19 protein-coding genes and 1 tRNA gene are annotated in these 26,396 nt (G+C 37.6%); 6 read left to right on the top strand and 14 right to left on the bottom strand.

Going from position 1 to position 26,396, the window contains the following annotated elements; translation table 11 throughout:
- Positions 1–45: 45 nt before the first annotated feature.
- A tRNA-Met gene (locus H4J39_RS13780) sits at positions 46–122 on the top strand.
- Between the two features lie 281 nt (positions 123–403).
- On the opposite strand, the gene H4J39_RS13785 is transcribed toward H4J39_RS13780, so the two are convergent.
- The 5 genes from H4J39_RS13785 to H4J39_RS13805 all read right to left on the bottom strand — a co-directional run bounded on the left by H4J39_RS13785 (position 404) and on the right by H4J39_RS13805 (position 7,086).
- A complete protein-coding gene (locus tag H4J39_RS13785; RefSeq protein ID WP_182228993.1) occupies positions 404–1,450 on the bottom strand; it encodes a metal-dependent hydrolase in 1,047 nt (348 codons plus the stop codon).
- A 334-nt stretch (positions 1,451–1,784) separates the two neighbouring features.
- Complete coding sequence (locus tag H4J39_RS13790; RefSeq protein ID WP_182228994.1) at positions 1,785–2,648, bottom strand: prohibitin family protein; 864 nt, start codon at positions 2,646–2,648, stop codon at positions 1,785–1,787.
- Between the two features lie 290 nt (positions 2,649–2,938).
- Entirely contained in the window at positions 2,939–5,443 is a 2,505-nt protein-coding gene (locus H4J39_RS13795) for a PilZ domain-containing protein (RefSeq protein ID WP_182228995.1), read from the bottom strand.
- Between the two features lie 456 nt (positions 5,444–5,899).
- Positions 5,900–6,364, bottom strand: a complete 465-nt coding sequence (locus H4J39_RS13800; RefSeq protein ID WP_310649759.1) for a hypothetical protein — start codon at positions 6,362–6,364, stop codon at positions 5,900–5,902.
- Positions 6,365–6,408: 44 nt separating this feature from the next.
- Complete coding sequence (locus H4J39_RS13805) at positions 6,409–7,086, bottom strand: 2OG-Fe(II) oxygenase (protein ID WP_182228997.1); 678 nt, start codon at positions 7,084–7,086, stop codon at positions 6,409–6,411.
- Positions 7,087–7,295: 209 nt separating this feature from the next.
- Between H4J39_RS13805 and H4J39_RS13810 the strand changes: the two genes are divergently transcribed.
- Positions 7,296–8,531 carry a hypothetical protein gene (locus H4J39_RS13810; RefSeq protein WP_182228998.1) on the top strand — a complete coding sequence of 412 codons (1,236 nt, stop codon included), beginning with the start codon at positions 7,296–7,298 and terminating at the stop codon, positions 8,529–8,531.
- A 38-nt stretch (positions 8,532–8,569) separates the two neighbouring features.
- On the opposite strand, the gene H4J39_RS13815 is transcribed toward H4J39_RS13810, so the two are convergent.
- Together H4J39_RS13815 and H4J39_RS13820 are read right to left on the bottom strand one after the other, a co-directional pair.
- On the bottom strand, positions 8,570–10,009 hold the full coding sequence (locus H4J39_RS13815) for an NAD-dependent succinate-semialdehyde dehydrogenase (RefSeq protein ID WP_182228999.1): 1,440 nt from the start codon (positions 10,007–10,009) through the stop codon (positions 8,570–8,572).
- Positions 10,010–10,051: 42 nt separating this feature from the next.
- Positions 10,052–10,579 carry a DUF3750 domain-containing protein gene (locus H4J39_RS13820; RefSeq protein WP_182229000.1) on the bottom strand — a complete coding sequence of 176 codons (528 nt, stop codon included), beginning with the start codon at positions 10,577–10,579 and terminating at the stop codon, positions 10,052–10,054.
- Positions 10,580–11,107: 528 nt separating this feature from the next.
- Here H4J39_RS13820 and H4J39_RS13825 point away from each other — a divergent pair.
- From H4J39_RS13825 to H4J39_RS13840, 4 genes are all read left to right on the top strand, one after another.
- A complete protein-coding gene (locus H4J39_RS13825) occupies positions 11,108–12,325 on the top strand; it encodes a DEAD/DEAH box helicase (RefSeq protein ID WP_182229001.1) in 1,218 nt (405 codons plus the stop codon).
- A 588-nt stretch (positions 12,326–12,913) separates the two neighbouring features.
- A complete protein-coding gene (locus H4J39_RS13830; protein WP_182229002.1) occupies positions 12,914–13,144 on the top strand; it encodes a glutaredoxin family protein in 231 nt (76 codons plus the stop codon).
- Between the two features lie 1,048 nt (positions 13,145–14,192).
- The gene (locus H4J39_RS13835; protein ID WP_182229003.1) at positions 14,193–14,600 is read left to right on the top strand and encodes a hypothetical protein; all 408 of its coding nucleotides are present in this window, start codon (positions 14,193–14,195) and stop codon (positions 14,598–14,600) included.
- A 560-nt stretch (positions 14,601–15,160) separates the two neighbouring features.
- On the top strand, positions 15,161–15,517 hold the full coding sequence (locus H4J39_RS13840; protein ID WP_310649757.1) for a DUF2141 domain-containing protein: 357 nt from the start codon (positions 15,161–15,163) through the stop codon (positions 15,515–15,517).
- Positions 15,518–15,797: 280 nt separating this feature from the next.
- Here the strand turns inward: H4J39_RS13840 and H4J39_RS13845 are convergent, their stop codons facing one another.
- From H4J39_RS13845 to H4J39_RS13875, 7 genes are all read right to left on the bottom strand, one after another.
- Positions 15,798–16,013: a hypothetical protein gene (locus H4J39_RS13845; RefSeq protein ID WP_182229005.1), complete on the bottom strand. Its 216-nt coding sequence runs from the start codon at positions 16,011–16,013 to the stop codon at positions 15,798–15,800.
- Between the two features lie 262 nt (positions 16,014–16,275).
- A complete protein-coding gene (locus tag H4J39_RS13850; protein WP_182229006.1) occupies positions 16,276–17,013 on the bottom strand; it encodes an SDR family oxidoreductase in 738 nt (245 codons plus the stop codon).
- A gap of 81 nt (positions 17,014–17,094) precedes the next feature.
- Entirely contained in the window at positions 17,095–17,697 is a 603-nt protein-coding gene (locus H4J39_RS13855; RefSeq protein WP_220462207.1) for an SDR family oxidoreductase, read from the bottom strand.
- Between the two features lie 813 nt (positions 17,698–18,510).
- On the bottom strand, positions 18,511–19,461 hold the full coding sequence (locus H4J39_RS13860) for a mechanosensitive ion channel family protein (protein ID WP_182229007.1): 951 nt from the start codon (positions 19,459–19,461) through the stop codon (positions 18,511–18,513).
- Between the two features lie 337 nt (positions 19,462–19,798).
- Positions 19,799–20,584, bottom strand: coding sequence for a PRC-barrel domain-containing protein (locus H4J39_RS13865; RefSeq protein WP_182229008.1), 786 nt, complete (start codon positions 20,582–20,584; stop codon positions 19,799–19,801).
- 542 nt (positions 20,585–21,126) lie between these two features.
- Complete coding sequence (locus H4J39_RS13870; protein WP_182229009.1) at positions 21,127–23,109, bottom strand: EAL domain-containing protein; 1,983 nt, start codon at positions 23,107–23,109, stop codon at positions 21,127–21,129.
- A 937-nt stretch (positions 23,110–24,046) separates the two neighbouring features.
- Entirely contained in the window at positions 24,047–25,798 is a 1,752-nt protein-coding gene (locus H4J39_RS13875; protein WP_182229010.1) for an ATP-binding protein, read from the bottom strand.
- Positions 25,799–26,396 lie beyond the last annotated feature (598 nt).

Raw genomic sequence — 26,396 nt, forward strand, 5'->3', positions numbered from 1 at the left:
GAATTAAAACCTTTAGGGCTTCCTACTTATTGTAGGTCATTCGGACGCGGGATGGAGCAGTCTGGTAGCTCGTCGGGCTCATAACCCGAAGGTCGTCAGTTCAAATCTGGCTCCCGCAACCAATTTAAGATATAAGTATAATATCAGTTCGTCAGTTCCCTCTTAAAGATATGTGCTCCAACAACCAACTACGTTTAAATATAAAAAAATTTCACCGAAGTTCGTAATCTCCCTTTTAAAAAATCACATGTTAAATATCAATAATTATATTCCAAGTAAATATTCATTTTATTAATAAATATATTCTTAAAATCATACTTATATGATGGTAGTGACTTTATAAAGTATGGAACGGGTATATAGATAATTAAACATTCCCGTATTATTAAACTTCCTTATAAAATTAACTTTCCCTATTGGCACACACACCGTTTTTCTTTACGGGAGCCAATGATACTGAAGGATCCAAAATTCTATCCCAAACACGGCCAAGCATACTTAAATCAGGTCTATCACTTACCTTTTCAATATCACTCTTAACAATTCCAGTACTTGTTTGTGCGCCGACAATAAAATTGAATACATAGCTACACTCTGCCCCCATACGTAAATCAGATAAAACAATATTGTGATCTTCTTCTTTGACAGAGTAGAAGCCTTTAGTGAACCATTGAAGCCTCTGTACATTCCAGTCGTCTTGAAGATTTATAAGCAAAAGATCTGAAGAATTATAGGCCACTAAACTCACATCTGATGCCGAGTCAAACACCGAGACATAACCCTCGTAATATTGACCATCCGACATCACCAATATTCGCCAAAGTAAGGTGGAAAAAGGTGCTGGTGTACTCAAATAATGATCTGCTTTTATTTGCTTATCGTTTAGGGCTACTGCTACTTTCTCGTCTATATAAAATTTTGCCATCAAAGACCAACAAATATAAAGGCTGCTTATGACTAGTGCACAATGGTTAATTTTTGAGGCACTTGTAGGCTTAACACTAGGCAGAAAAATAACAATAAACGACAACAATAGTGGCAAGGTATACATGGGGTCAATAATAAACAAATTAGAAACCGCAAAGGGATACTCAGTAATTGGCCACAACAATTGAGTACCATAAACGGTAAAGCTATCTAAAATCCCATGGGTAGATAAACAAAGGAAAACCAACCAGAACCATTTATTTTTGTAAATGGCGGTAGTTTGATGATATTTAATGAGTAACCAGGCAATAAAAGGGCTGATTAGCAAATGTACTAATAGCGAGTGGCTAAACCCTCGATGGTAGGTAAAGGCTTCTACTTCACCACTGTATGGTAGAAACACATCTAAGTCAGGTAAAGTCCCTAAAATAGCGCCATAAATAGCAGCTTTATGGCCAACTTTGTTGCCTAATACCGCATAACCGACCGCGCCACCCAAGACAACTTGTGTTAATGAATCCATAATAACCTTGTTAATTTAATAATTATTTACGTTCTATACGCCTCAGCCATCAATCCTAGATCAGTAAAGGCATCCAACTTATGTGTTATTAGCCATCAACATCTTCAAGGACTGATAAGCGATTTTTGCAGAGCTCACTCAAAATTCGAAATTGTCTCATTTGTTACAAAACATCAATACAAAGTAGCGATTTCATTTTTGAAATAACATAATTTTATCCTTAGTTAGGTGGTAAACTGAGGCCATTATTTACCTGTTCAGTAACCTTTGAAAAGTAACTATGACTGGATAAAAAAAGCCGCAATTAAGCGGCTTATAATATACTACATCAAATTTATTTCGTTCTCATGTCCAATATTGGCATATTACTGCTGCCTAAAATTGTCGCTGGAAGCTTTCCATCCCAGTTTTGCGCTTCGGTGAGTTTAACAATTAAAGGATTATTACCCAACGCTTTAGCTTTAGCGGTAATCGCTTCTGCCTCAGCTAAACCTTTAATTCGAATTGATTCAGCCTCTGCTATAGCAACTAATTTGATACCATCAGCTTTAGCTTTAGCCGTATTTACATCACGTTGCGCTTCTAAGTTTTGACGAGCTAGTTTATGTTTTTCCGCATCAGCTAGATTTTTTTCTGTTTGCTTAGTTTCAATAGAGGTTAAGTACTTAGTCGGTAATTGAATATTTTCAATTTGAATGTTATCAACAGTAACCGGGAAATCTTTCATTTCTTCGATAAAACTCGCTTCAATAGCCTGTATTGCACTTGCTCTATCTTGTATTAATTTTTCTGCATCATACTGAGGGATGACGTCTTTTGTAGCTGATCTAAAGCGCGGATCAAGAATTCTGTTCTCAAATTGCTTTAAACCACCATATTGACGAAAAAGCTCAAGAGCAGCAGTTTTATCTACCGTCCAGTTAACAGAAACAATAACCGTTACCGGCATTTGCTCTTTGGTGCTTGATGCCATTTTTTCTTCGTTTTTACGTGTTCTGACTTCTATTTCTTCGACACTATCAATAAAAGGAACTTTAAAGTGCAGACCCGGGTTAACTTGCTCTTTTGCTTCACTAAATCGTTTGACAATGCCGATATGACCTTCATTTACTGTATATACAGAACTAAAAAATAGGCTTGCTGCAATTGCTACCGTTATGAGTGTTTTCGTTGGGATATTAAATTTATCTATATTCACTTTTTTACCTCAGGGTCTTCTTTATTAGGTGTCGCTATTAATAAACACATTTTTTAAATATTACAGCACGTTATTCGCTATAGACAGACCATAACCTTTTAGGTTGCTTGAGGTCAAACATCTGCCAATGGCAGGCTTCAATCAATATATAAGTACAATTTAAATACATCTATGCTTTATTACCTGCAAGATAATGAGCAATGACTAATAGTTATGAAGTGAACAAGCTAAACACGGGGAATTTATTGTCATAAGAAACAGGAGACATATACTGGTGGGTTATAATTATTTTATTTTGTATTGCTGATCATTTTGATAGCGATGTCAGTTAAATCAGTTACTTCCCCTATACCAATAGTACTTTCCAACTGAATTTCAAGGTCATGAGCCAAATCTTTATCTAAACTTTTTAGGTAACTTATTTCGTCACGATAATACATATTTTGTACTTTATCACTTTTTTTCAGTTCAACTTTTAAAATTGCGGGTTTACCATGACTAGAAACTTTATTGGTATATTCTTTTAATTGATTAGACTTCTTTAATACAGATAAATCACGATACCAGAATGAGTACTCTTCATTTTCATTTTTATCTTTAGGCAACACAAGGATATAAAAAGCGCGAGCTGATAATTTTTTATAAGCAAGTACCGCAATAATCGATAAACAAGAGTCTCTAAACTTTTGATTGCTTAACAAGTTGAGGATAATCTCCTCACTATTTTCGTTTTTATAAATAAGATGTTTGAGTGCTGAGTTACCACTAAAGCTCGCCGCATTAATATATTGTTGGTGCTTTGTCGCTTTTAAGTAAAACGGGATAGAAAAGTGATTATGTGCATATATGTTTCTCATCGCTTTTTGCAGACCATAAATACGACTACCACGCTTTCCACAGGCTTCTAGGGTATCAACATGCTGATAAATATATTTTCTTATTGCTCTGCAAGCTAAATGCTTACTTTCTATAGTATTCATTAATAACCTGACTGCGCCATGACTGTCATAACCTAGGACAACATATTTCTGTTTTTTAAGTGAGCGTTCTTGTTCGTTAAAAGGTACGGTTAATTCAATTTCAATTTCTTCACCGGCTTTAAATTTAGTTTCTTTTACCAGATTAACTAATAATCCTTGAACAGAAATATTCTTAGTTATACCCGGAATATTTGTAACGACATTATTACTACGTGTAATCGCCATTTTAAAAGCTAAGACGAAGCGATCCTCACTTCTTGAGTCATCATTTTCAGCCGTTACTATCTCAGTTTCATCAAGTGTGTCAACCGCACTGAGTTGATAACGCAAGGGTAATAAAGCCTCTAATTCAGTAATATTACCACTCACTGGTTGATATATCGTTTCATAAAGGCTGGTAATATCTGAAATTGTGATCATATGATCACAATCACTGATCATATCTAAAGCCGCTTTAGGAATAGCCCTATTTAATACCGCCATTTTAGGATGAACATGACAGGGTAGCGCAGAGGGTACATAAGCATCTTCTTCGGAATTAATAAACGACGATGAGATTTTAACCACCCTAAAAAGGCCGTTTTTAAAAAAGTTGTTAAAAACAGACTTAGCACTTTTATTATTCACAAAGTCCTCGTACCAAATAAGTGAATAGATAAAATTACCTTTATGACTAGATTTTAATAATAAAGCATACTTATCAACCGTATTTCTTTCGTTTAACGCTTGTTGAATATCTTGATTACCGAGCAACACAGGTAAATGAAATTTTTGCTTTACGTCACTAAAAAAACTCCATAATTCGTCATTACCTGATGTTTTCATTGCTACTTTAGCATGCCATATCTTATCTTTTTTATAGCAAAGTAATGGAATATCATGAGTTTTATTTAAGTAAAGTTGCTCGTAGCCTTTAGACGTAACCGAATCAAATAATGGGGTGATAAAACGCTCTGTCGGCCCTATAATCGCAAGTTTTTTTTGTCGTAAGTAATGGGCGAATAAAACACGCATTTGTTGATCGGTTAATGGGCTTGAAAATTTTAATAAATATTCAAAGCTATTATTCACTTTAGATTTTTGGCTATCAATAATTAAAAAACCAAGCTCAAGTTCGTCAGTAAAATCGATTTCTGTATGATGGTCAAATAGCCATAAATAGACTTTATTCGCGTTGACATCTTTTAATTCATGTGGCGTTTGAATAACAACCTTTTGGTTGTTCATCTTTTCAATAATAGCGGTAATGCCAACTTCTTTTTTTCCTTGTGTTGTCATCCCCATAATTGGATTGATAAAGACTTTACAAGAAGAGTTAAGTTTCTTTAACTCATTAATTATTCTGTTTTTATTAACTAAGGGTTTAGGTTCAGTTTTATCTATTCTGAACTCTGAAAATTCACTTTCGCTTTCGCTTTCATCTTCACTCTCCCCTCCGCTGACAATTTTACCTTTATTCGACGCCCTAAGTTGTGCATCTTCATAAACTTCATAGTATAGCGCTGTCGTATAAAGGTTTTGGTATTCAACAAGTTTTTGCTTGAATAACTCTCTACCTGCATAATCAAGATAGTGTTTAACTTTGTTATGTTCAACTATTTCGCAATCAGAAAAAATCAACCGTAAATCAATAGGTTTAGTTGCTTGTTGGGCAAGCTTTTTGATTTCATTTTTAACAGCGAGGTGTCGACTAGCATCTTCTTCAGGTAGGAGTTTTTTAACAAGATACTCTAATCTGTCGTTGCTGGCATAAGGAACCAAGCTTAATATTTGCTTTTCAAATCTTTTTAAGTGAGGGCTTATGACACTGCTCATTAATCGTTGTACCTCATATTTTTAACAGAATTACATTAGAAGGGATCCAATCAATAACTCGTTAATGTTACTCGTTTAATCTTAGTGCATATTAGCGAATAAAGGCTAAATAAATGTACCCTTAACGAATAGTCGATCTATCAAGTATATATATATCGGTTCCTCTGTCACCATACTTTAATACTTTTTAAGTATCTGTTTAAATAAAGCAGAAGATTTTTCAACCTAAAAAAGCGTATATTATCAACAAATGAATACTTGCACCGCCAATAACAAAGCAAAACGCGTAAGTATCTATCCTAAAAAATAAAGGCTTAATTCACTAACCTTAATAGTTTGCTTAAATTTATGATGAGGAAACAGATTATGAGTATAATTTATTTTATTAAAGAGCCTTTTTATGAGTACTAGTCGTTGAACAGCTAAACGGTAACATCAATAACGAGACGTCTTTATTTACAAGTCGGTTGTTCTAATCAAAAAATAGGAAGGCCAGATCTCTCGAACCTCACTTTCCCAATTGGGGTCAACTTTGCCATTAGGTAATTGTAAAAACCAGTATCTCGCCCATTTATGAACAACCTTCCCTGATTTACTTAATTTTAATGGCGAAAATCGACGCTGATAAAGCTTTCCTTCATACTCAACAACCGCGTTATTTTTAGCTCTTTTATATAAGCCCTCTAATGCTGAACTGATTAGCTCTACCGAAGATAATGCCAATATGCCTTGTTCTTTTAAGCAAGCGAGTATCGCCGCTTTTTTTATACTTTTCTGCATATAATCATCAATGTAGGGTGTATATACCATGCCCGTTAAACCATAAATAGAGGCTCTTTCTCTATCAGCTAAAGCTTTTAAAGGTATAATTAACTGATTAATATCATGTAATTCGCTGATAACATGCAGCTTGGGGATCACTTTAGACAATAGCTACGCTCTCATTAATTTTCATTAGTTTCTCATTAGCTTGGTGGATCAATATTATTGGCAATGCTGTTGTTTAAGCGAAACCAGCCCGCTATAGAGTATCTGTCTCGCTTGGCGGGTAATACTTCATGTGGAAACTCTTCACTTAAAAATATTACTATTGTGCCAAAACTTGGTATTACCTTTATTTGACTATTATCAACAACGGTAGAAATGCGAGACTTTTTATCATAAATAACTAACTCGCCGCCATCATCTGCAGACCACTGTTGATTGAGATATACCACTACTGATAACACACGATTACCTTCACCTTTAAAGGCATCTTTGTGCCGCTTATAAAAATCACCTTTAGCATAATGAGCAAAATGACTTTCAAAAGAAAATAAACCGAGAAACAAACGCCTATTCAAATAAGCTTGTAGTGATTCTGTCCATTTTATCCAAGCACAACTTGCTGGATTGTTATGAGTTATCCAGCTAATTTCGTCTGTACGAATAAAGTCATTAATCATATGACCTTTAGCTCGACCTATACCTGCACGTTTAAATTTATCCGTTGGAAGTTCGATAATATGCTGTAGTAACAAGCATGTTAAATCTTCGGGCAAAGCATAAGGGCGAATACTGTATCCCTTTTCAACGATGTCATTGGATATTGATTCAAACAGTGATGTGTCACCGCCAGAATAAGTGGTATGGGCTAGGTTCAACTACGTCCTGTCTTAGGAAGTAAAACTAACATTTAATTGATAATCTAATAAAGTGGAATGTAAACCATAATAGCACTTTGACTATATATTAGCGTAAGCTTTCTTAGTAATAAATGGTTTAATAATTCGCTTTGCAAAAACCCCCTATTCATTCCTACAGTTAACTATATAAAATTTGCAGTAGAGAATAATAAATTCAAGGATAGAATGTGGAAGTTATTAACCAACTAGTGAAAAAAACATCTAAACAGTTTACAACTCATATCTTAAATTCAGGAATAAAATGTGGGATCAGTAAAGATATTACGGACCCACAAGGGAAAAGAGTATTTTTAAAAGCAGGAACTGAAATTACAGATAAAATTAAAATAAGATTAGATAACTTACAAAAAGAAGGCGTTATAGGGCATGAAGATGTCATTTCTCTTACTCAGAAACAATCAGCCCAAGATTTATTAAGCCCTATTCTCGAACTTGCAAAAAAAAAACCTGTGTTAAATAACTTTCAATTAAAAGAAACACTTGCGACTATTTCTGAATATATAAAGCAAGACTCTATTCCTAAAAAAATTGTTGACCATCTAAAGATATTTTCTCATTTGAACCCTCCAGCTTATGAAAATACATTATTAAATTTGGTTTTTGGCACTCATATTGGTAAAGCAAATAACTATTGTGCAACCGAATTATTCGAACTAATATCCGTACTGTTTTTCGAAAACATAGGCTATGCCCGATTAAATAGAAATATGAAAGACGCACAGTTAGTTCATCCTATTTTAAGCAAAGAAATTGTTAAAATTGCGGGGTTAGAAAATAAGTTAGTGTTAGAGTCCATAGAGCAGCATGAGGAAAAGCTCGATGGTTCTGGGTATCCAAAAAAATTAACACAAATGCATGAGTATGCTCAAATTTCACAAATAGCGAACCAGTATTCACAAATCACTCAAAAAAGTAAAAATATTAACACTGCCATAGGAGAACTTTATTTATTGGGAGAAGGGTTTGACTTTAGAACGAGTCAGAAAAAAAGTGCTCTTTATTCTTATCAATTACAAAAGCCCCTCTTATCAATTATGCAAGAGAATATACAAACCAATGTGCGCCAACACGCCTATGGTAATCATTTGTACGACCAACTATCAAAAGTAATTAAATGGACCAATACACTTAATGATACCAATGCTGAAATGAACTTCATTCAAGCCAAACTTAGAAGTGCACTATGGATATCAGAGACATCTCAACACCCATTTCAAATTAGTCGAGAAGAACTCAAAGATAATCAAATTTGTTCTATGTTTATAAACGACGCCAGAAAATTAGTCCTTCAAATATCTCAATTTGCAAACCACTTCAACCAAATACTTCATTACCCCATTAAAATTGACAACATTTCAACCAATAAAGAATATTTTTTAACGTTAATCAATCCGACAACTTAATCAAAATAGTCTTTAGTGGTCACTATAGGATAAGTAAATTAAATACCGCCCATACAAAGATATTTAATTTCTAGATAATCATCAAGGCCATACTTAGAGCCTTCTCGCCCGCTACCTGATTGCTTAACTCCACCAAAGGGAGCGGCTGCATTAGAAATTAGGCCCTCGTTAATACCTATCATTCCAAATTCTAGTGCTTCTGATACTCGCCAAACACGTCCAATATCTCGGGCATAAAAGTAAGCTGACAAACCGTATTCAGTATCATTGGCAATTTCAATGGCTTCTTTCTCTGATTTAAAACTGATAATAGGCGCCACAGGGCCAAAAATTTCATTGGCAGCAATTGCCATATCATTGGTTACATTAGCTAAAACGGTGGGTAGGTAAAAACAATTACCCATTTCAGATCGCCCCCCTGTTAGTAATTTAGCACCAGAATTAAGAGACTTGGCAACTAACTTTTCGACATCGTCAACAGCTGCAGTAGACACCATAGGGCCAACATACACGTTATCATCTAAACCATTACCTACTGTCAACGCTTGAACCGCTTTTACAAATTTTTGGGTGAATACTTCTAAAACTGTTTCTTGTACCAAAATACGATTAGTACACACACACGTTTGACCGGCATTGCGATACTTTGAAGCGATAGCGCCTTGAACTGCCGCGTCAATATCTGCATCATCAAAAACAATAAATGGCGCGTTACCACCAAGTTCCATCGATACTTTTTTAACTGTAGAAGCACATTGCTTAATTAAAGCTTTACCCACTTCTGTTGACCCCGTAAAAGTAAACTTAGCCACATCAGGGTGAGTGGTTAACACTTCCCCCATCGCACGTGAGTCGGTTCCAACGACGACATTAAAGACTCCGTCAGGTATACCAGCTTGCTTTGAAAGCTCCGCCAAGGCTAGCGCCGACAAAGGGGTAAGCGAAGCGGGTCTAACAACGAAGGTACATCCAGCAGCTAGTGCAGCGGCAGCTTTTCGCGCAATCATTGCATTAGGAAAGTTCCATGGCGTTATTGCGGCAACAACACCTACTGGTTGCTTGATTACAACAATTCGCTTATCGGTGCTTAAGGCTTGTATAGTGTCACCATAAACTCGCTTCCCTTCTTCAGAGAACCACTCAATAAATGAGCCTCCGTAAACAATTTCACCCTTAGATTCAGCTAAGGGTTTCCCCTGCTCTAATGTGAGTATTTTAGCTAATTCATCTTGATTTTTTATAACAAGGTCGAACCATTTTCGCATTAATATCGCACGTTCGTTTGCTGGCTTTTGAGACCAAGCAGCTAAGGCACGCTTAGCCGCTTGAACTGCTTGTGTCGTTTCATCAACGCCAGCATTTGAAACGCTTGCTACTACACTGTTGTCAAATGGATTCGTTACGTCAAATTTTTCCAGAGACGATAACCATTGGCCGTTAATGAAAGAGCCATTTTTTAATAAACTTGATTGATGCATAATTTCGCTCTTTGTATGTTGTTGTGACACTAAATAAAAAAATTAGTTTGCGTAGCCACTGCCAATGGCACTTAAAGGGAGTTCTAATTCAAGTTCAGGTACTTGATTACCTATCCAAGCAATAAAAGTATTGCTATTAGGACCTGGGAAAATACTGTATTCATGTAACCAAGGATAAAGGGCTATAGCTGATTTAATTTTAGGAATAAGCTTTGCTGCTTTATCTCCTTTAATAGAGAGTAATAATGTAGGCTTTGACCCATACCAGTATCTGTCAGGTGTGAGTGTTTCATATTGCTTTATTGCCGATAGGCCTCGCCTAACTTGCCAACCCGTAACCTCATAAACACTATATTGAGTCGCTTGCTCTTCTTTTATTGCGACCCAAGGATGAACCGCAAACCAACCACGCCAACTAAAAGCGTCAGCAGCATAGAATTCTATAATAGCCCGGTTATCTTCACTCGGTAATGATGCAATGCCGGCTGGCTCTCGACTAGCCGTGCGCCAATTGCTATTAGTACAAGCGCTGAGTAGTAATACAACGCAGATAATATTCCAATATCTCATATATTCTATTCTTATATCTTCTTTAAGCTATAGGATGTTATTGCCTAACATTATAAAGCTATAGCAATGGTTAATAAAATTAAAAGTAGCAGTTATTTTGTTAGTGGTAAATCTATTAAGGCGTAATTTTAACTAAAGGGGAAAACGGCACATTGTGCAAACTTTTAAACATGAATGTATAATTACAACAGCTTTGCCACATAATAGCCTTTAGCTTTACCATCAAATTCCAGGAATGAAGCGGAATATTTATATAAAAGCAGACGTTACCCTTTTTTCTAATGAAAGATGTTTACGACAGAGCGGACGTTAACATCAATAGTTTCCTCGGTTAAGTGCGTCGTTCAAAAGAAATAGATCTTCCTATAGAAAGAAAATCAAAGGGTCAGAACACTTTATTACGCCACTATTTTTTTTATGAGATATGTCGTGAAGATTCGTTAGACATAGCCACAATGAATACATCTTAATTATGTTAAAACATTCTGTTAGAATAATAGGCTATTGATTAAAGGACACCGAGGCAGCATGTCAGAATTTAAAGAATTTTCACTTTTAGAGTCAATTATTGATCGCGTTACTCTTAAGGGCTATAAAGAGCCCACACCGATCCAAAAAGAATGTATTCCGGCTCTTATTGATGGGAATGATCTGCTTGGTATAGCGCAAACAGGAACAGGAAAAACGGCGGCTTTTTCATTACCAATTATCAATAATTTTGGTCGGAATAAAATAGACATACAAGCCAAGAGCACGCGTTCGCTGATACTAACGCCCACGAGAGAGCTTGCCTCACAAATAATGCAAAACATTGATGACTATTCTGATGGTTTAGGGCTTAAAACTAAGGTTGTTTACGGTGGTGTAGGAAGACAAAATCAAGTTGACTCTATCGCACTTGGACTTGATATTTTAGTGGCAACCCCTGGAAGGTTATTGGATTTAATTGAAACGGGCGATATAAATTTTAAAGCGTTAGAAGTATTTGTGTTAGATGAAGCAGATACAATGCTTGATATGGGGTTCTTTAAGGATGTTCAAACCATCATATCTAAACTGCCAAAGAACAGACAAACACTATTGTTTTCAGCTACTATGCCTGCTGAAATAGAGATACTAGCGACAGCAATATTAACTAGTCCAATAAAAATTCAAATTACTGCTGAAACGGTTACTATCGACTTGGTTAATCAAAGTGTATACCACCTTGATAAAGCCAATAAAGTCCCTTTACTCTTTAACATCTTGAAAAATCCTGATTATAAAAAAGTGCTCATCTTTTGTAAAACAAAGTATGGCGCTGACATTATTGTTAAAGCACTAGAAAAAGCATCAATAACTGCCGCTAGTCTCCACAGTAGTAAAACACAAGCAGTTAGGGAAGAAGCCTTACAAAACTTTAAAGATTCTAATCTAAGAGTACTCGTTGCCACTGATGTTGCTGCTCGCGGAATTGATGTTGATAATATTAATTTAGTCATTAACTATAATCTTCCTGAAGACCCTAGAAACTACATACACCGTATAGGACGAACTGCTCGTGCTGGAAAAAGTGGCATGGCCATTTCATTTGCTGTAGAAAACGATATAAGACAATTAATTAATATTGAAAATAGCATAGGGCAAGTTATTCCTGTTGTTACAGAACAGCCTTTCCATAAAGAGTTTTCAAAAGCGCCTAAACAAGTCAAAAAAAAGGTAAGTAAAGCGAATAAAACAAATAGAACAAGAAAAAAAAGTAAATAAAGTAAATAAAGTAAATAAAGGCGAGTATAGATTAGCCAGCTAGATTAAAAATATCACCTTGTCTCACTATGGGTTAAACGTGCCTTTCTTTATGGTGAAAACAAACACACGGGCAAAATTATCCGCATCGCATGGTTGGCGTAAAGAGAAACACCGTGCGTTAAAAAGTGTTTTACGGTCGGCGCGTATGCGTTAATGTGGGTAATGGGTAACCACAACCATTGGGTGGTATTTATTGATGAGTAACAAACGATATCTTAGCCAACAAACAAAGTGGTTACCCTAAAGAAAAAACCAATCTCTACCCTCAGCGATACGCACAAAGTGAATGTTAACAATTTAACGATGAATGCCCCTTTGCTGGTTCAGGAGCCAGTAACGCTTACGTACAATCAAGCTTAGAGTTACGAACGCCTGCAAGCTCATTGCAGGCGTTCGCAACTCTAACCTGAAACGATTAAATCAAAGCAAAAACGACTACTTTAAATGCTTTTAACGCATTTATTTACTCAGTATATTAATTTTCTTTGTATCGAGTCGAAAGTTCAGTAAAATAGTGAGTCTTTAACAGTTCTATAAAGGTTCGTGATGATACGCGTTGTTTTATATATTTCAGATAAATGCCCCCATTGCCGTGAAGCTCAAAAATACTTGGATGATAATGGCATTAAATACAGATTAACAAATGCGAAAATGCAGCGCGGTAGAAAAGAGCTCGATGCTATAGGCGCTAACTCTGTACCAGCTCTAAAAATTGGTAATAAAGTAATGATTGGCTGGGATCTAAAAATTTTTAAAAAACTCTATACCGCAGATTAATAACTATAATTATCTAACGAGATAATTGAACAACCAATGGGCACAGAGTTTTGATTACTCTATCTTAATATGGGTGAGATTAATAACTGGCGCTACGAACTTGTTAGGCATATGTTTATAACCATAATGAAAAATTTTGGACGTTAGGAAACAAACAAGACATATACATTAAACAGCCGATAAAATAAGTTGAGTTCTTTACGGGTTAATCTCGTAAAGACTGATAAAATTCTCGGTATTCTCATTTATGTAACTACGCATAATATTTTAGGCTCTCAACCACTAATTGAAACTGGCTTCTAATGATCACTTTTGCCACCTAAAACGTTAAATAATATAATATGAACGACTGTGATGAGCATGTAGGAAACATCAAGCCATCATACCTGCCGTTGAAATTCTAACCTGAAACTATTTACCAGCTACTAAACTAAAACCAAAATTCTATTTTTAATGTTCTGAAACCATTGATTATAAATGGAGAAGTCATAGACAATTCTAAACGACGTTACACTCAAAAAAACATAGAGTGTAAGATAATCCATATAGGAAACCCCAGAATTTTGCAATTTGTGTGTTCGCTAGAGTACAGACGTCCCGATTAATAGTGCGTACTGTTTCACCATTAAAAATATTAGGAGACTAAAGTCAATTGAGTCGAGTCGAGTCGAATAAATTACACATAATAAGACCCATTTTGAAGAACACTGATGAAAACGTTTCAGTTAATTCGAACGACCTCTTTTTATCTGATCTGGGTAATCCTAAATGGTTGCAGCGCAATCATTTATCAACAAATCAGCGTCAGTAGTGGCACAAGTCTAGTTTTCCCAAAACCACATCACAATCTTATCCCTACTGTTAAAATTGCCCCAAAAGTGGTTGTAACGAACGACTCAATCAGCAATGTGCTGAAGTCGGCTACCTCCAGGTTTAAATCAATAGCATGGTCATTGTGGCCATAATGAAAAGAGATGACGAATGATATCTAATATCTTTGCATTGTGTTGTTCGATTATAGAAACTTAAGTTAATAAAGGATCAGATCATGAACAAAATTTTTTTAATAGCTTTCATTGGATGGCTGACGTTTTTAGCTGGTAGTGTCTTCGCAAAAGAGGTAATTCTCGATACAGGAGAAACATATCGCCAGGGGAACCTCACTGTCACCTGCGGCATAGCGTTAACCGAGCATGTGCCGCGGGCTTTCAAAGAATGCCAACACTGGGACGATTTTAATAAAAATTGCCTGTTTGAAAAAAAGACTTATATATACAAAAATCTCCAATGTGTTGAAGGATGTCAGTACTGGGAAAAGTTCAACAACACCTGTCATTATCAGACAAAGTGTTCTTTCGACCCAGGGCAGGAGTGGTTTGTTCGAACCACATGCGATAAGTTTGACGGCTTCAACAATACCTGTGTGAATACAAATGATATAAAAATAGTGCAATGATACAAGAAAAAGGTCTGGTTATCGGTAGCGACCTTAATATTTTCTATCAACCTAAAAAATTAATCCAAGGGAAACGTTATCGAGCCTGGGGTATGAAGACGCTGGGTAACTAATATTTCAATGCAATACTGGTTGACGTACCACATAGCACTTGATGTTCCTAGGCCGCATTGTTGGTTTTGGGCAAAATGGAAAATATTGGACTAAACGGCAAAAATCGCTGAACAATTTAATAAATGCCGACCACGACCAATGAGGAAACTCGAAGTTCATTGGTTTTACCTATGTTCCGGCAGTAATCAGCCTTATTACTTGCAACCCTTAGCAGGTTATCAAGACGTTAGTCGTCTAATGGCGGATCCAACAAGGTTAGAGAGAACGGAGCTATGAAGGAACTAATGAGTGAATCAACTAATCGAAGGTCTACGTTGGCCACGATTGTCAAGCATCAGGTGACGCGTTTGTCTAAAAGAGGCCGGTGTTTAGCATGCTGGGCCGTACTGGTGTTTGCACATCTTCCCACCATCGTTTTTGCCCAATCATCGTGCTCCGGAATTCAAGTGAAAATTCCGAACATTAAAAATAACACTGGGGTTGTAGCTTGTGCGCTTTTCGAATCTTCAGCAGGTTTCCCTACTGAATTTTTGCACTCTGCAACTAATATAATGATGATGAAAATTCGAGATACGCAGGCACGTTGCAACTTTTTAGATATCCCTCCGGGAACGTATGCGTTGGTTGTCATTCATGATAAAAATATGGACGGTAAGCTTGGCACTAACTTGCTAGGGGTCCCAACGGAAGGCTACGGTTTTTCAAGTGGTGCAAAAGCCTCGATGAGTGCGCCATCATTCGAAACAGCCAGCTTTTCGTATGATGGCGAAAACCTTGATCTGACGATTAAATTGACTTATTGAGCGAACTTTCCATAAATACCGAGGCATTGTTTCAATCAGGTAGGACCATAGATAGTTTACTGTGCCTAACAAAGCGTTGCATCGGACATTTGACCTACCCCCCATATTTTCTGTCGAAAAAACAGGCTTCGTCTCAAATGCGCCTAAACTCAGGTGTTATATAGCAATGCAAGTTTTGAGGCAGCTCTCAGTATGATAATAATGCTTGAAAATTCTAATCAAATTGTTGCTCATCAAATTCATATTATTTTTCAAAACTTTTATAAGGTTGAAACTCAGCTTATTTCTGTTCTTGATTTTCCACAGGGATGTCTTCTAAGATCTTCAAAATCGCGTGATTATTTCCTAATTTGGCTAGGTCAATGAGGTAGCTTTTCTCAAGTTCTTGCATTACTTGGCCTGCCAGTAATTCTTTGAGCCGTTGTTCTTCGTTATTGGCAATGGTGGTTTTTATGGCGGCAAAGTTAGTTATGCTTTGGTCGTTGTTGTTTTCCATTCGTCGCACTCCCTTTCTAGTTGGTTAATTAATGCATTAGATTACTTTTAATACCCACCATAGGGGGATGACTTTTGTAATGCAAGTTTCTCCAGGGTTTATTCAGCACATTGCGATAAAAGAGCTGAATGGCGTTGTGGGCAATTTTCGCCGCACTTCAGCATTTGGTTGCATCATGGATAGATACTCCCCCTAAGGCGCTATAGTTCAGAACTTTTACTATGCCACTCTATTGCTCCTGTCCAATAGAGTGGCTGCCTAGCTAGAGCGGCTGTCTGGTGGGGCGAATGATAATCTCGTTGACATCAACATCTGCCGGCTGCTCGATGGCATAAGCAATTGCCCGCGCAATCGCATCAGGGTCAATGGCCATCTCGTACATTTCATCAACACCCTTGGCAGTATCAGGGTCGCTGATTTTACTGGTTAGCTCGGTCGCTACAGCCCCAGGCGAAATATTGGTGGAGCGGATTTCCCCTTCGCCTTCCTGACGAATGCCTTCTGATAGCGCCTTCACGGCAAACTTGGTTGCGGAATAAACGGCGGACGCGGGAAAGACCTTATGCCCAGCTACCGACGACAGATTGATGATGTGGCCGACACGCTGCTCGCGCATGGTCGGCAGTACCGCTGCGATGCCGTAGAGCACGCCTTTGATATTGACATCAATCATCTTCTCCCATTCGTCGACCTTGAGCTCATCGAGGGGCGACAGCGGCATCAGGCCCGCGTTGTTAACCAGCACGTCGATGCGGCCATACGCTTCCTTAGCGGCCTTGCCCAGCGACTCAACCTGAGCGCGTTCAGTGACGTCGGTAACCTGATAAATAGCGTAACCACCCTGCTCTTTGATCGTGTCACGCAACTCTACAAGGCGTTCTTCGCGGCGGGCAGCAAGCACTAGCTTGGCGCCGGCTTTTGCTAGGCGTAGTGCTGTGGCTTTACCGAGACCACTGCTGGCACCGGTAATAATGACGACTTTGTTATTTATCTCTGACATGGGGTTTTCTCCTGTAAAAATGAATTATTGAATGTTGCAAGTAAAGGGTTCCGAGCCTGATGTTAGCCAGCAATGGGACGGTCAGGCGGATTGCATGTCCTGCGCCATACCGTCGTAACGGCCTGTAGTGGCGGCCTCCACCAGCACATGGGCCACATCCGCTCGGGACGCCTTTGCCGATTTATCGACGTCCTCGCCCAAGATCACATCAGTGCCGCGACCCTTGTTGGTCAGTGCTACGGGTCGCAGGATCGAGTAGGTCATTCCGGAAGCCTTGAGGTATTCGTCCGCTTCGTGCTTGGCATTTAGGTAAGGGGCCAGGTCGCCGGTTGGATTGGACAGATCTGCGCCGATCGAACTGAGCATCACAAAACGTTTCACGCCTGATTCCAGCGCCAGATCAATCATTCGTTTGGCGCCGTCCCGATCCACTTTTTTGGTCATTTCAGGGCCTGTATTTCCGCCGGAGCCTGCAGCAAATATCACCGCATCCATACCGTCGCACAGGCCGGTTTTCCGTTCTGTAAGGTCACCATGGCGAACGTCTACACCCAAGGGCAGCGAACTGGTATCCGAACTTTCGCGAACCAGCGCTGTTGGCTTATGGCCCTGTTCTATCAGGTACTGGGCCAGAAGCTGGCCCGTTTTACCGGTGGCACCGGCGACAAGAATGTTCATACTCATAGAAAAATCCTTAATGTTAAAATTAAATTTTCGAAATTAGGGAGTTAAAGCCAGGTCAGGGCAGGAAAATCGACTTTACGTTGACCAATTCTTTTATTCCAAAGCCATCGTGTGGACGTTCCTCGTCCTTTGAAAAGATCCCACCGCCCAGTCAATAGCGTTTTTTCATTGGCAAGCCGCATGGCAAGACTCAAGACGATCCGTCACTTGTATTTCGGTAATTATGTTGTAGGTATGGATTTCTTTTTCGGTGGCAGGATTAATGGTGGTGATTGTCGACATGGTTGCTCCTTCCGGGTCTGATAGGCAAACGCCGTTGGCGTTAGCTCAAGTGTATTATCAGTCCGCTGGAGTGAGTTGTCTGTTCGCTTGCCAACACTACCGCGTGCAAACATCGACAAAAAGCGCTAGACAGGCACGTTGACTTCCACTCTTTGTTGTGAGAATTCGGGATCAGTGAACAAAGAAAGGCAACCAGTTTCTAATGTTAGTAATCACCGCATATCACATGTTTAAAATCATACTCGAGAGATCACAGCACAACAAATCATCAAAATCTCGCTCAACGTACTTTGGTATGCGCTTATATTTAAATCTCAGAGAAAACCTGAACGTCGGCTATCTCAGTGTTACCGACCTACAAGCCTTCTGCAGCAAACGTGTACTACAAGCAGAAAGCCAATGGCCAACTGTTTTTACAGAGTTCAATGAGAATTCAGCCAGCCTGATAAATGATTTGAGCAGTGTAAATAAATTAGTCAGATGCGACAAAGCGGACGTTTAGTTAATGAAAGTTTGCACTGAATCCAGAGGTTACTTTTCATTTTCAGACGATGATGAATTTTTTGAGTCTGCTGATTTACCTTCTGACTTTTTTTTCGACAACATGGTATTGAGCTTTTCACCACCTTTGGCGCCAAAATCCAATGTTCTGATAGGAAATGGAATTAAGATATCAGCTTTTGCCAGCGCTTTATTAATTTCTACAACCGCCGTATGTCGAGCTTTCATAAAGCCAGTGTCGCCTGGATAATCGATCCAGAACCAGACAACTAAGTTTATACTGCTGTCTGCAAACTCCTTAGCAAACACGGCAGTTTCTTCTTTTTTTATAACAAAATCACAGGCATTTATCGCTTCTTCAATAACTCCAGCTGCTTTTTCTGGGTCGTCTACGTAAGAAATACCAACGGGTACTTCGATTCGCCTGACCCCTGTAGTTGAATAATTTGTTAGTACGTTTCGAAACAATATTTTATTTGGAATAACTTCTATCTGGCCAAAAAACGTTTCTACTAATGTGTTGCGCAAATTAATTGTTTTTACTGTGCCAAACACATCTGCTGCTTCAACCACATCGCCAATTTGAAATGGCTTACGAATACCCATCGCAATACCAGCAATAAGATTCTCTGCCATGTCTTGAAAAGCAAAACCAAGTGCTAAACCAATGATACCTGCGCCAGCTAAGAGTGATGTTACTGTGCCAGTTAACCCCAAAAACTCTAAAGCGATAAATAGCCCTGTGAACAGCACAAGCATCTTGATAATAGAGGTAAGTAGATCAGCAATTTGTTCAGATTCTAGGGTTTTATAAAGCACTTTTCGAACGGCTCGACCTACATATTTAGCCAGTAAGCCAAAAAACATGGCTAAGAGAATGGCGACTATAAAATTGGGTAAGTGTTTAATGCCAGCTTCCAGCCAGCCTTGTAATTTTTCGTCAATTAGCTGCCAGAATTTGTCTAATACAGAGAGATCCATTAATATTATTTCCGTTGTTTTTTATCATCGTTCTTTAATGTAGATTCAGCCAGTGTATTGAGCTTATCTAGTGTCGAATATAGGTAAAATAAGACGTCATTTTTCATAAAATGAAAATACATGTTGCCTCATGCTTTCCATATTGACATCTCTTTTGTATGCGAGTCGGCGAACTGTCGTCTATTACTTAACACTTCTCAGAATATGCTAAGGGCAGCAGAGCTTTCTTGCTCTCAGTATTTTTAGGATGCTTATAACCCCTTATCCATTTTTGGCCTGATAATATTATTCTTCAAAGGCTAGAAAGCAATAAAGCCATCATAGAGAGGTAATAATGTTATTCATCATTACGACTATAATGAGTTTGCAGATTTTGCTCATCTTCAAGACTAAAAGGCACTGAGGGATCGAACGTGGGTGCATCTTTCACTTGCTGCTGCGTCATATCAACATAAATTTTAGAGGTAGGCCAACTCACCTCCTTAATCCATTTAGGCGCAATCAAAACCAGATGACCCAGCCACCAATTACTGGTGTTAATAATCAAATAACGAATAGCCCAAGTGTCGATATCTATCAACATACCTTGCAAGTGACCCAATTCACCGTCTATGGCATCAAGATGATAACCCACTACGGCATGACTGCTGCGTAGATGATGATCATTATCCCGTGACAGTGCAGCCTTGATGTCTGCGGATATCTCTGGGTCATCTAAGTTATCTGGCTTTGGCGCGACACTATAATAACCAAGTGCCATCATGTTAGGACTGGGTTCACTTCCCCAAATACCTGTGTTCCCCCAGTAATGTTCGTAACCATAATATTCCATATGATCGACCTCATGCTGCCTAGAGACTGGTTTTTCGCTATCTATGTCAGGGCTGTTTTTTACTTGTTCTCTTGAGATTGTGACAGTAAGCTTCTTATGCTCCTGATTAAACTCTTTGATTGATATGGGTGAAAGCAATATTTTTTTGCTTGATAACCAAGACCCCGTTTCGACCACCAAATATCGGATCACCCAATGCTTATCATCAAAATAAAGATCTTTGGTCAATCCAATATCGCCATCAGAGGCCTGAATGGTGATATTTTTCAAATCATTCAGTGTATGTAGCATGATGTATTTGCTCCAGATTAAAGATTAAAGATTAAAGATTAAAGATTAAAAACAATAGATCATTGCTTTATTAATAGAGTGAATATATTTATCAGCTTGCATCAAATTTCCTATTCAATCTGTTCGGTGTCGCACCGAAGGAGCATGAGTACTAGGTTAATCTATATCTATCTATAAATTTTAAGGTGAACTAGCATGACTGAAATAGAAAAATTAGAGTTAGTACCCCATCGCAGCGATATCATCGAAGACGTCACAATTTGATTGAAAAATATCGCGCTATTTTTGGATGGAATGTGCCAGATATCGATGAAAATTTGGCAAACAGATTAATTTTGAATGAAGTTCGTCAGGCGCTTAGCCGAATAAAAAATGTTGAAATTATTTGTCTTGGGCGAAGTCGACTGTACATCAGTTAATTGACTTAAGCAGATCAACAGCTAACTTAATAACCCTCAGTTTAGCGAACGTTCCAAAAATCAATTTTGAGACTGATTTTGGGATCAAATAAGTAAAATTCGTGCATAGAACGAGAACAATATCTATGACTTTCTAACTAACCCCTCAAACTCATCAATAGGAAGAGGTTTGCTAAAGAAATAACCTTGAAAGTGAGAGCAACCAATAGTAAGTAAAACTCGTCTCTGCTCTTCTGTTTCAATACCTTCAACAACGACATTTATATCTAGGCTGTGTGCCATTGCAGTAATTGTACGAACAATTACTTGATCATGAACATCAGTGACAATATCCCGTACAAATGATTGGTCAATTTTTAGTTGATAAATTCCTAATTTTTTTAAATATTGTAAAGATGAATAGCCCGTCCCAAAGTCATCTAATGATATTTTAATGCCAATTCCCTTCAAAGTGTTGATAGTTGAGATGAAGTTTTCAATGCTATCTACCAACATACTCTCGGTCAATTCCAGTTTTAGCTTTGTCGGATTGATGCCATAACGTCGCACGGTTGCAACTACTTGCGCCACAAAGTCTGGTTGAAAAAATTGTTTAGCGCTTACATTCACGGATAAGGTGAGGTAACGTGTCAACTCATCTTTCTCCCATCGCTTCAATTGTGCACAGGCAGTTTCTAGTACCCATTGCCCAATAGTGATAATGAGTCCTGTATCTTCTGCTACCGGAATAAAGCGCAAAGGAGAAATTAAGCCACGTTCAGGATGCGGCCAACGAATTAAGGCTTCAGCTCCAAAGGGACGACCCATCTGATCAACTTGTATTTGATAATGTAATTGGAATTGTTGTTGTTCAATAGCTACGCGTAGCTCATTTTCAATATCAACACGAGCAGTAATTTTATCTTGCATGACTGAGTTAAAGAAGGTGATGGCATTGCGGCCTTTGCTCTTCGATTGATACATGGCAATATCTGCTTGTTTTAGTAGTTCCTTTGACTTAAGTTCATGCCCCATAAACAATGTAGCTCCTATACTGGAGGTGCTCTGGTAGAAATGAGTATTAAGTTGATAGGGTTTGTTCAGTGTAAAGGCTATTTTTTCAATAATATTGTTAGTTTCAGCGGTGGCTTCGATTGCACTATCGCTTAGGCCTTCGAGTATTATGACAAACTCGTCACCGCCTATGCGAGCAATAGTATCTTTTTCATATATACAGGCAATTAGTCGTTCTGCCACCTGTTGCAGTAACAAATCACCCATATCATGTCCTAGCGTATCATTCAGATTTTTGAAGTGGTCTAAATCGATACACAATACTGCGCCACGTTGTCCACTGTTCGCACTAGCGGTTAATGCTTGTTCAAGCCTATCAAGAAGCAGACTGCGGTTAGGTAAGTGCGTCAACACATCATAATAAGCTAGGCTTATGATTTTATCAGCAGAGGTTTTAATCAGAGTGATGTCGGTCAATGTTTCCACATAGTTAGTAACAATGCCCTGAGCATCTTTTACTGCCGTAATGGTGATATATTCTGGATAAATTTCACCATTCTTGCGAGTATTGTATATTTCACCCTGCCACGCACCGGTATTGTTGATGCTATCCCACATAGTAATTAAAAAACCTTCACTTTGTTTTTCTGAACTAAGAACGCTTGGCTTTTGGCCGATAACGTCTTCATTGCTATAACCAGTGATAGATGCAAAAGCACTGTTCACGCGAATAATACGGTTGCTAGCATCAGTGATTAACATACCTTCTTGGGATTCAAATACTGTGGCGGCAATCATCAGTTCTTTATTGGCGATAACCAGTTCGGCGGCCCGATTTTCTTTCTCTTCATTTTGAAAGATCAGTTCTTTATTGGCGATAACCAGTTCGGCGGCCCGCTTTCCTTTCTCTTCATTTTGAAAGATCAGTTCTTTATTGGCGATAACCAGTTCGGCGGCCCGCTTTCCTTTCTCTTCGTTTTGAAAAATCAGTTCTTTATTAGCGATAACCAGTTCGGCAGCCCGCTTTTCTTTCTCTTCATTTTGAAAGATCAGTTCCTTATTGGCGATAATCAGTTCGGCAGCCCACTTTTCTTCTTCGCTTTTTTTAATCACTTTTTGTAATCACTTTTTGTAATCACTTTTTTTAATCACTTTAGACCCTTTAATTACTTTAGTCCATGGCAAGATTATTATAAATTTAACTTATAGAACATGACCTGGTCAGGCCGTTTTATATCCATTAGGGGAAATCAATCTTTAATCACAGTTTAGTTCCCCTCTGTTGCCAAAGTGAACAATAGATTTGAATCAATATAACTTTGGGCATGACGAATATGTGGGAAGGTTAGTGTTTTTAGACAGACCTAGCTAGCATGAATTAGCTTGAAGCGGAGGTTAGGATTAACGAGTAGCTAACTTCATCTTTGCGCATTAAATTCAAATGGTTAATCTAAATATTGCTGATAGATTCGTATATATTATGATTTAAAGTTTTACATAAAAGTGAATTTGATTATGGTCTTTTAAAGCAAACCTAAAGCGTATATTCTAGAAAGCAAAAACCCGCTAATCTTGCGATTAACGGGTTCTTCTATGTTTGGCGTAACGAATGGGACGAGGTTGGCGCTGGTTTTATTCAATAAAATTGCCTTTAGAATAGAGATTATAAAAACTAAGACGTATACATTAAACAGTCGATAAAAAAGTTGAGTTTGTTTACTGGTTAATATCGCAAGGACTGATAATATTCTCGGTATTCTCATTTATGCAACTACGCATAATGTTTGGGACACCCAACCACTATATGAAACCGGCTTCTAATGATCACATTTGCCATAAAGAAGACATTAGCACTAACAAGCTAAAATTGATTTAGGATTAGTCTTTGTATCGATAACTGATCTTCCCCCGATAAAACGGACACATTTTTTTTCACGCTACCAGGGCCTAATATTCTATTGGCGAGCAATAACTTATCCCTGCATGCATCCTCAAAGCATTGAAGTGGCCAAATTAACTATGCCACTTCACAGCGAGCAGTTCATCTAGATTAACTCCTTTGGTCGCTTTGTAAGAATTTTGAAAGGGTTCGATATAATAGATTCATATCTACAGGCTTAGGGATGAAATCATTCATTCCGTTTGCTAAGTAGTGTTCTACATCACCTTTCATTACGTTTGCGGTAAATGCAATTATGGGCTTATTAAATTGCCTATCCCTGAGTTCAATACTTGCTGTAACGCCATCCATCTCTGGCATTTGAATATCCATTAATACAATATCAGGAGTAAAATCAAAGGCTAAGTCTACGGCTTCTCTACCATTATTTACACAGTGCAATAATGCATGAGTCGGCTTTAACATAGCACAAATTATTTTTTGATTAATTCTATTATCTTCTGCAATTAGTATTCTTTTATTTGACCAGTCTGGTGCTAAGTCGTTACCAGTAATTTTTGGATTTTTAGCTGACACTAAAGGTGAGATAATAAATTTAGATTTAATTGTAAAAATGAATGTTGACCCTTCCCCTCTTTTACTGGTGACCGTTAAGTTACCTCCCATTAATGTTGCTAAGCGTTTTGCAATTGATAGACCTAGCCCAGTTCCACCAAACTTCCTAGTGATCGATGCGTCTGCTTGGCTAAAATTTTGGAAAAGATTGTTGATTTCTTCTGTGCTCATACCTATACCTGTATCAACTACTTCTGAAGTTAGGTATGACACTCCATTGATGCTCTTTTGAGTAATATAAACATTAATGGCACCAGTATCAGTAAACTTAGCTGCATTGGTTACAAGATTAAGTAATACCTGATAAAAACGAGTAGGGTCACCTGTCCACAACGCATTTTCATTGGTTTTATTGATGAAGTTGAGCGATATACCTTTCATATCTATATCTAACTCTACGTTTGAGTAGATTGAATCTAGAATAGGCTGCAGTTCAAATTCGATATTTTCAATATCTAACTTATTTGCTTCAATTTTTGAAAAGTCTAAAATATCATTCAAAATTCTTAATAAATTTTCGGCTGAAAAAATGGCGGTGTCGATTAGGGCGTTTTGTTTTTCGTTGGGATGCTCTAAACGCAATAACTGCATCACCCCCAAGACACCATTCATAGGAGTTCTTATTTCATGAGACATATTAGCTAGAAACTGCGATTTTATTTCACTAGCTTTTTCTGCTTTCATTTTTTCAGCTTCGTAAGCCTTTGTTCTTAATTTAACTTGTTTATCTAACTCAGTTAATGATTGTTGATACTGAGAAGACATAAATGTCAGCACAATATATAAATTTGTCGCGACAAAAATAGTGGTCCCCAACATAAGGAACCATGCATTAGCAGAAGTGTGATACTCCTCAGCATTGACTATATAAGTAAGATGGCCGGTAATATAAGCAATGCCAATAGACGTAATAATGATAAATCCAACAGCAATACTAATTAATGCAGAAATACGATTGAAAAGTAGACTGCATAAAGCAGTGTACATAATCATCAGTAATATCCCAGCACCAAATAAGCCAAATTGAATCATGCCGCCAATTGCTAATAATAGAAAACAACTGGTAATGAAATAAGCTTTTAATTTGAAGAAGACTTGATTACGAAAAAAAAATATAGCTGCTGAAATAAAGTACAGACTAATTTGAATGCCCATTATTGGCTGGAAACCAATATTAGAAATTCTAAGAAGAGAGCTAATTAAGGCCGGAGTGGAAAATATTATAAACACTAATAGTAATCGATTAGCCAGATGACTATTAATTTCCATACTCGGTGTGTTTAACATTAATTGACTGCCTTAATAAAGAATGTTTTAGATAGCTGAACAATATTAACTTAATTGTATTTGTGTATAGTAATTTAAGCAAAATTTGAAGTGATGTTTAAATAACTAAAAAAAATAACTATACCACTCATAATAACAATAAATAATAATTAGCCATTTCTTGTCTTCATCGCTTATTAAAATAGCTATTGATAAAATAAAGCGAGTTTGAACTCTACTCGAAGGTTTAATGCTATAAACCCTTATTTATCTTTAACGTGAATGTTCTCAGTTCCAGAAAGCAAAAAACCCGCTAATCTTTCGATTAACGGGTTTTTCTTAATTTGCCGGTGAGAGTGAATTTGAACTCTCTTCGAAAGTTTAGTGCTATAAACCCTTTTTATCTTTAACGTGAATGTTCTCAGTTCCAGAAAGCAACAAACCCGCTAAGCTTTCGATTAACGGGTTTTTCTTAATTTGGCGGTGAGGTAGATATTTGAACTCTACTCGAAGGTTTAGTGCTATAAACCCTTTTTATCTTTAACGTAATGTTTCCACTTCTAAATGCAAAAAACCCGCTAATCTTTCGATTAACGGGTTTTTCTTAATTTGGCGGTGA

The organism is Colwellia sp. Bg11-12 (assembly GCF_014076955.1).
GTDB lineage: Bacteria > Pseudomonadota > Gammaproteobacteria > Enterobacterales > Alteromonadaceae > Colwellia_A.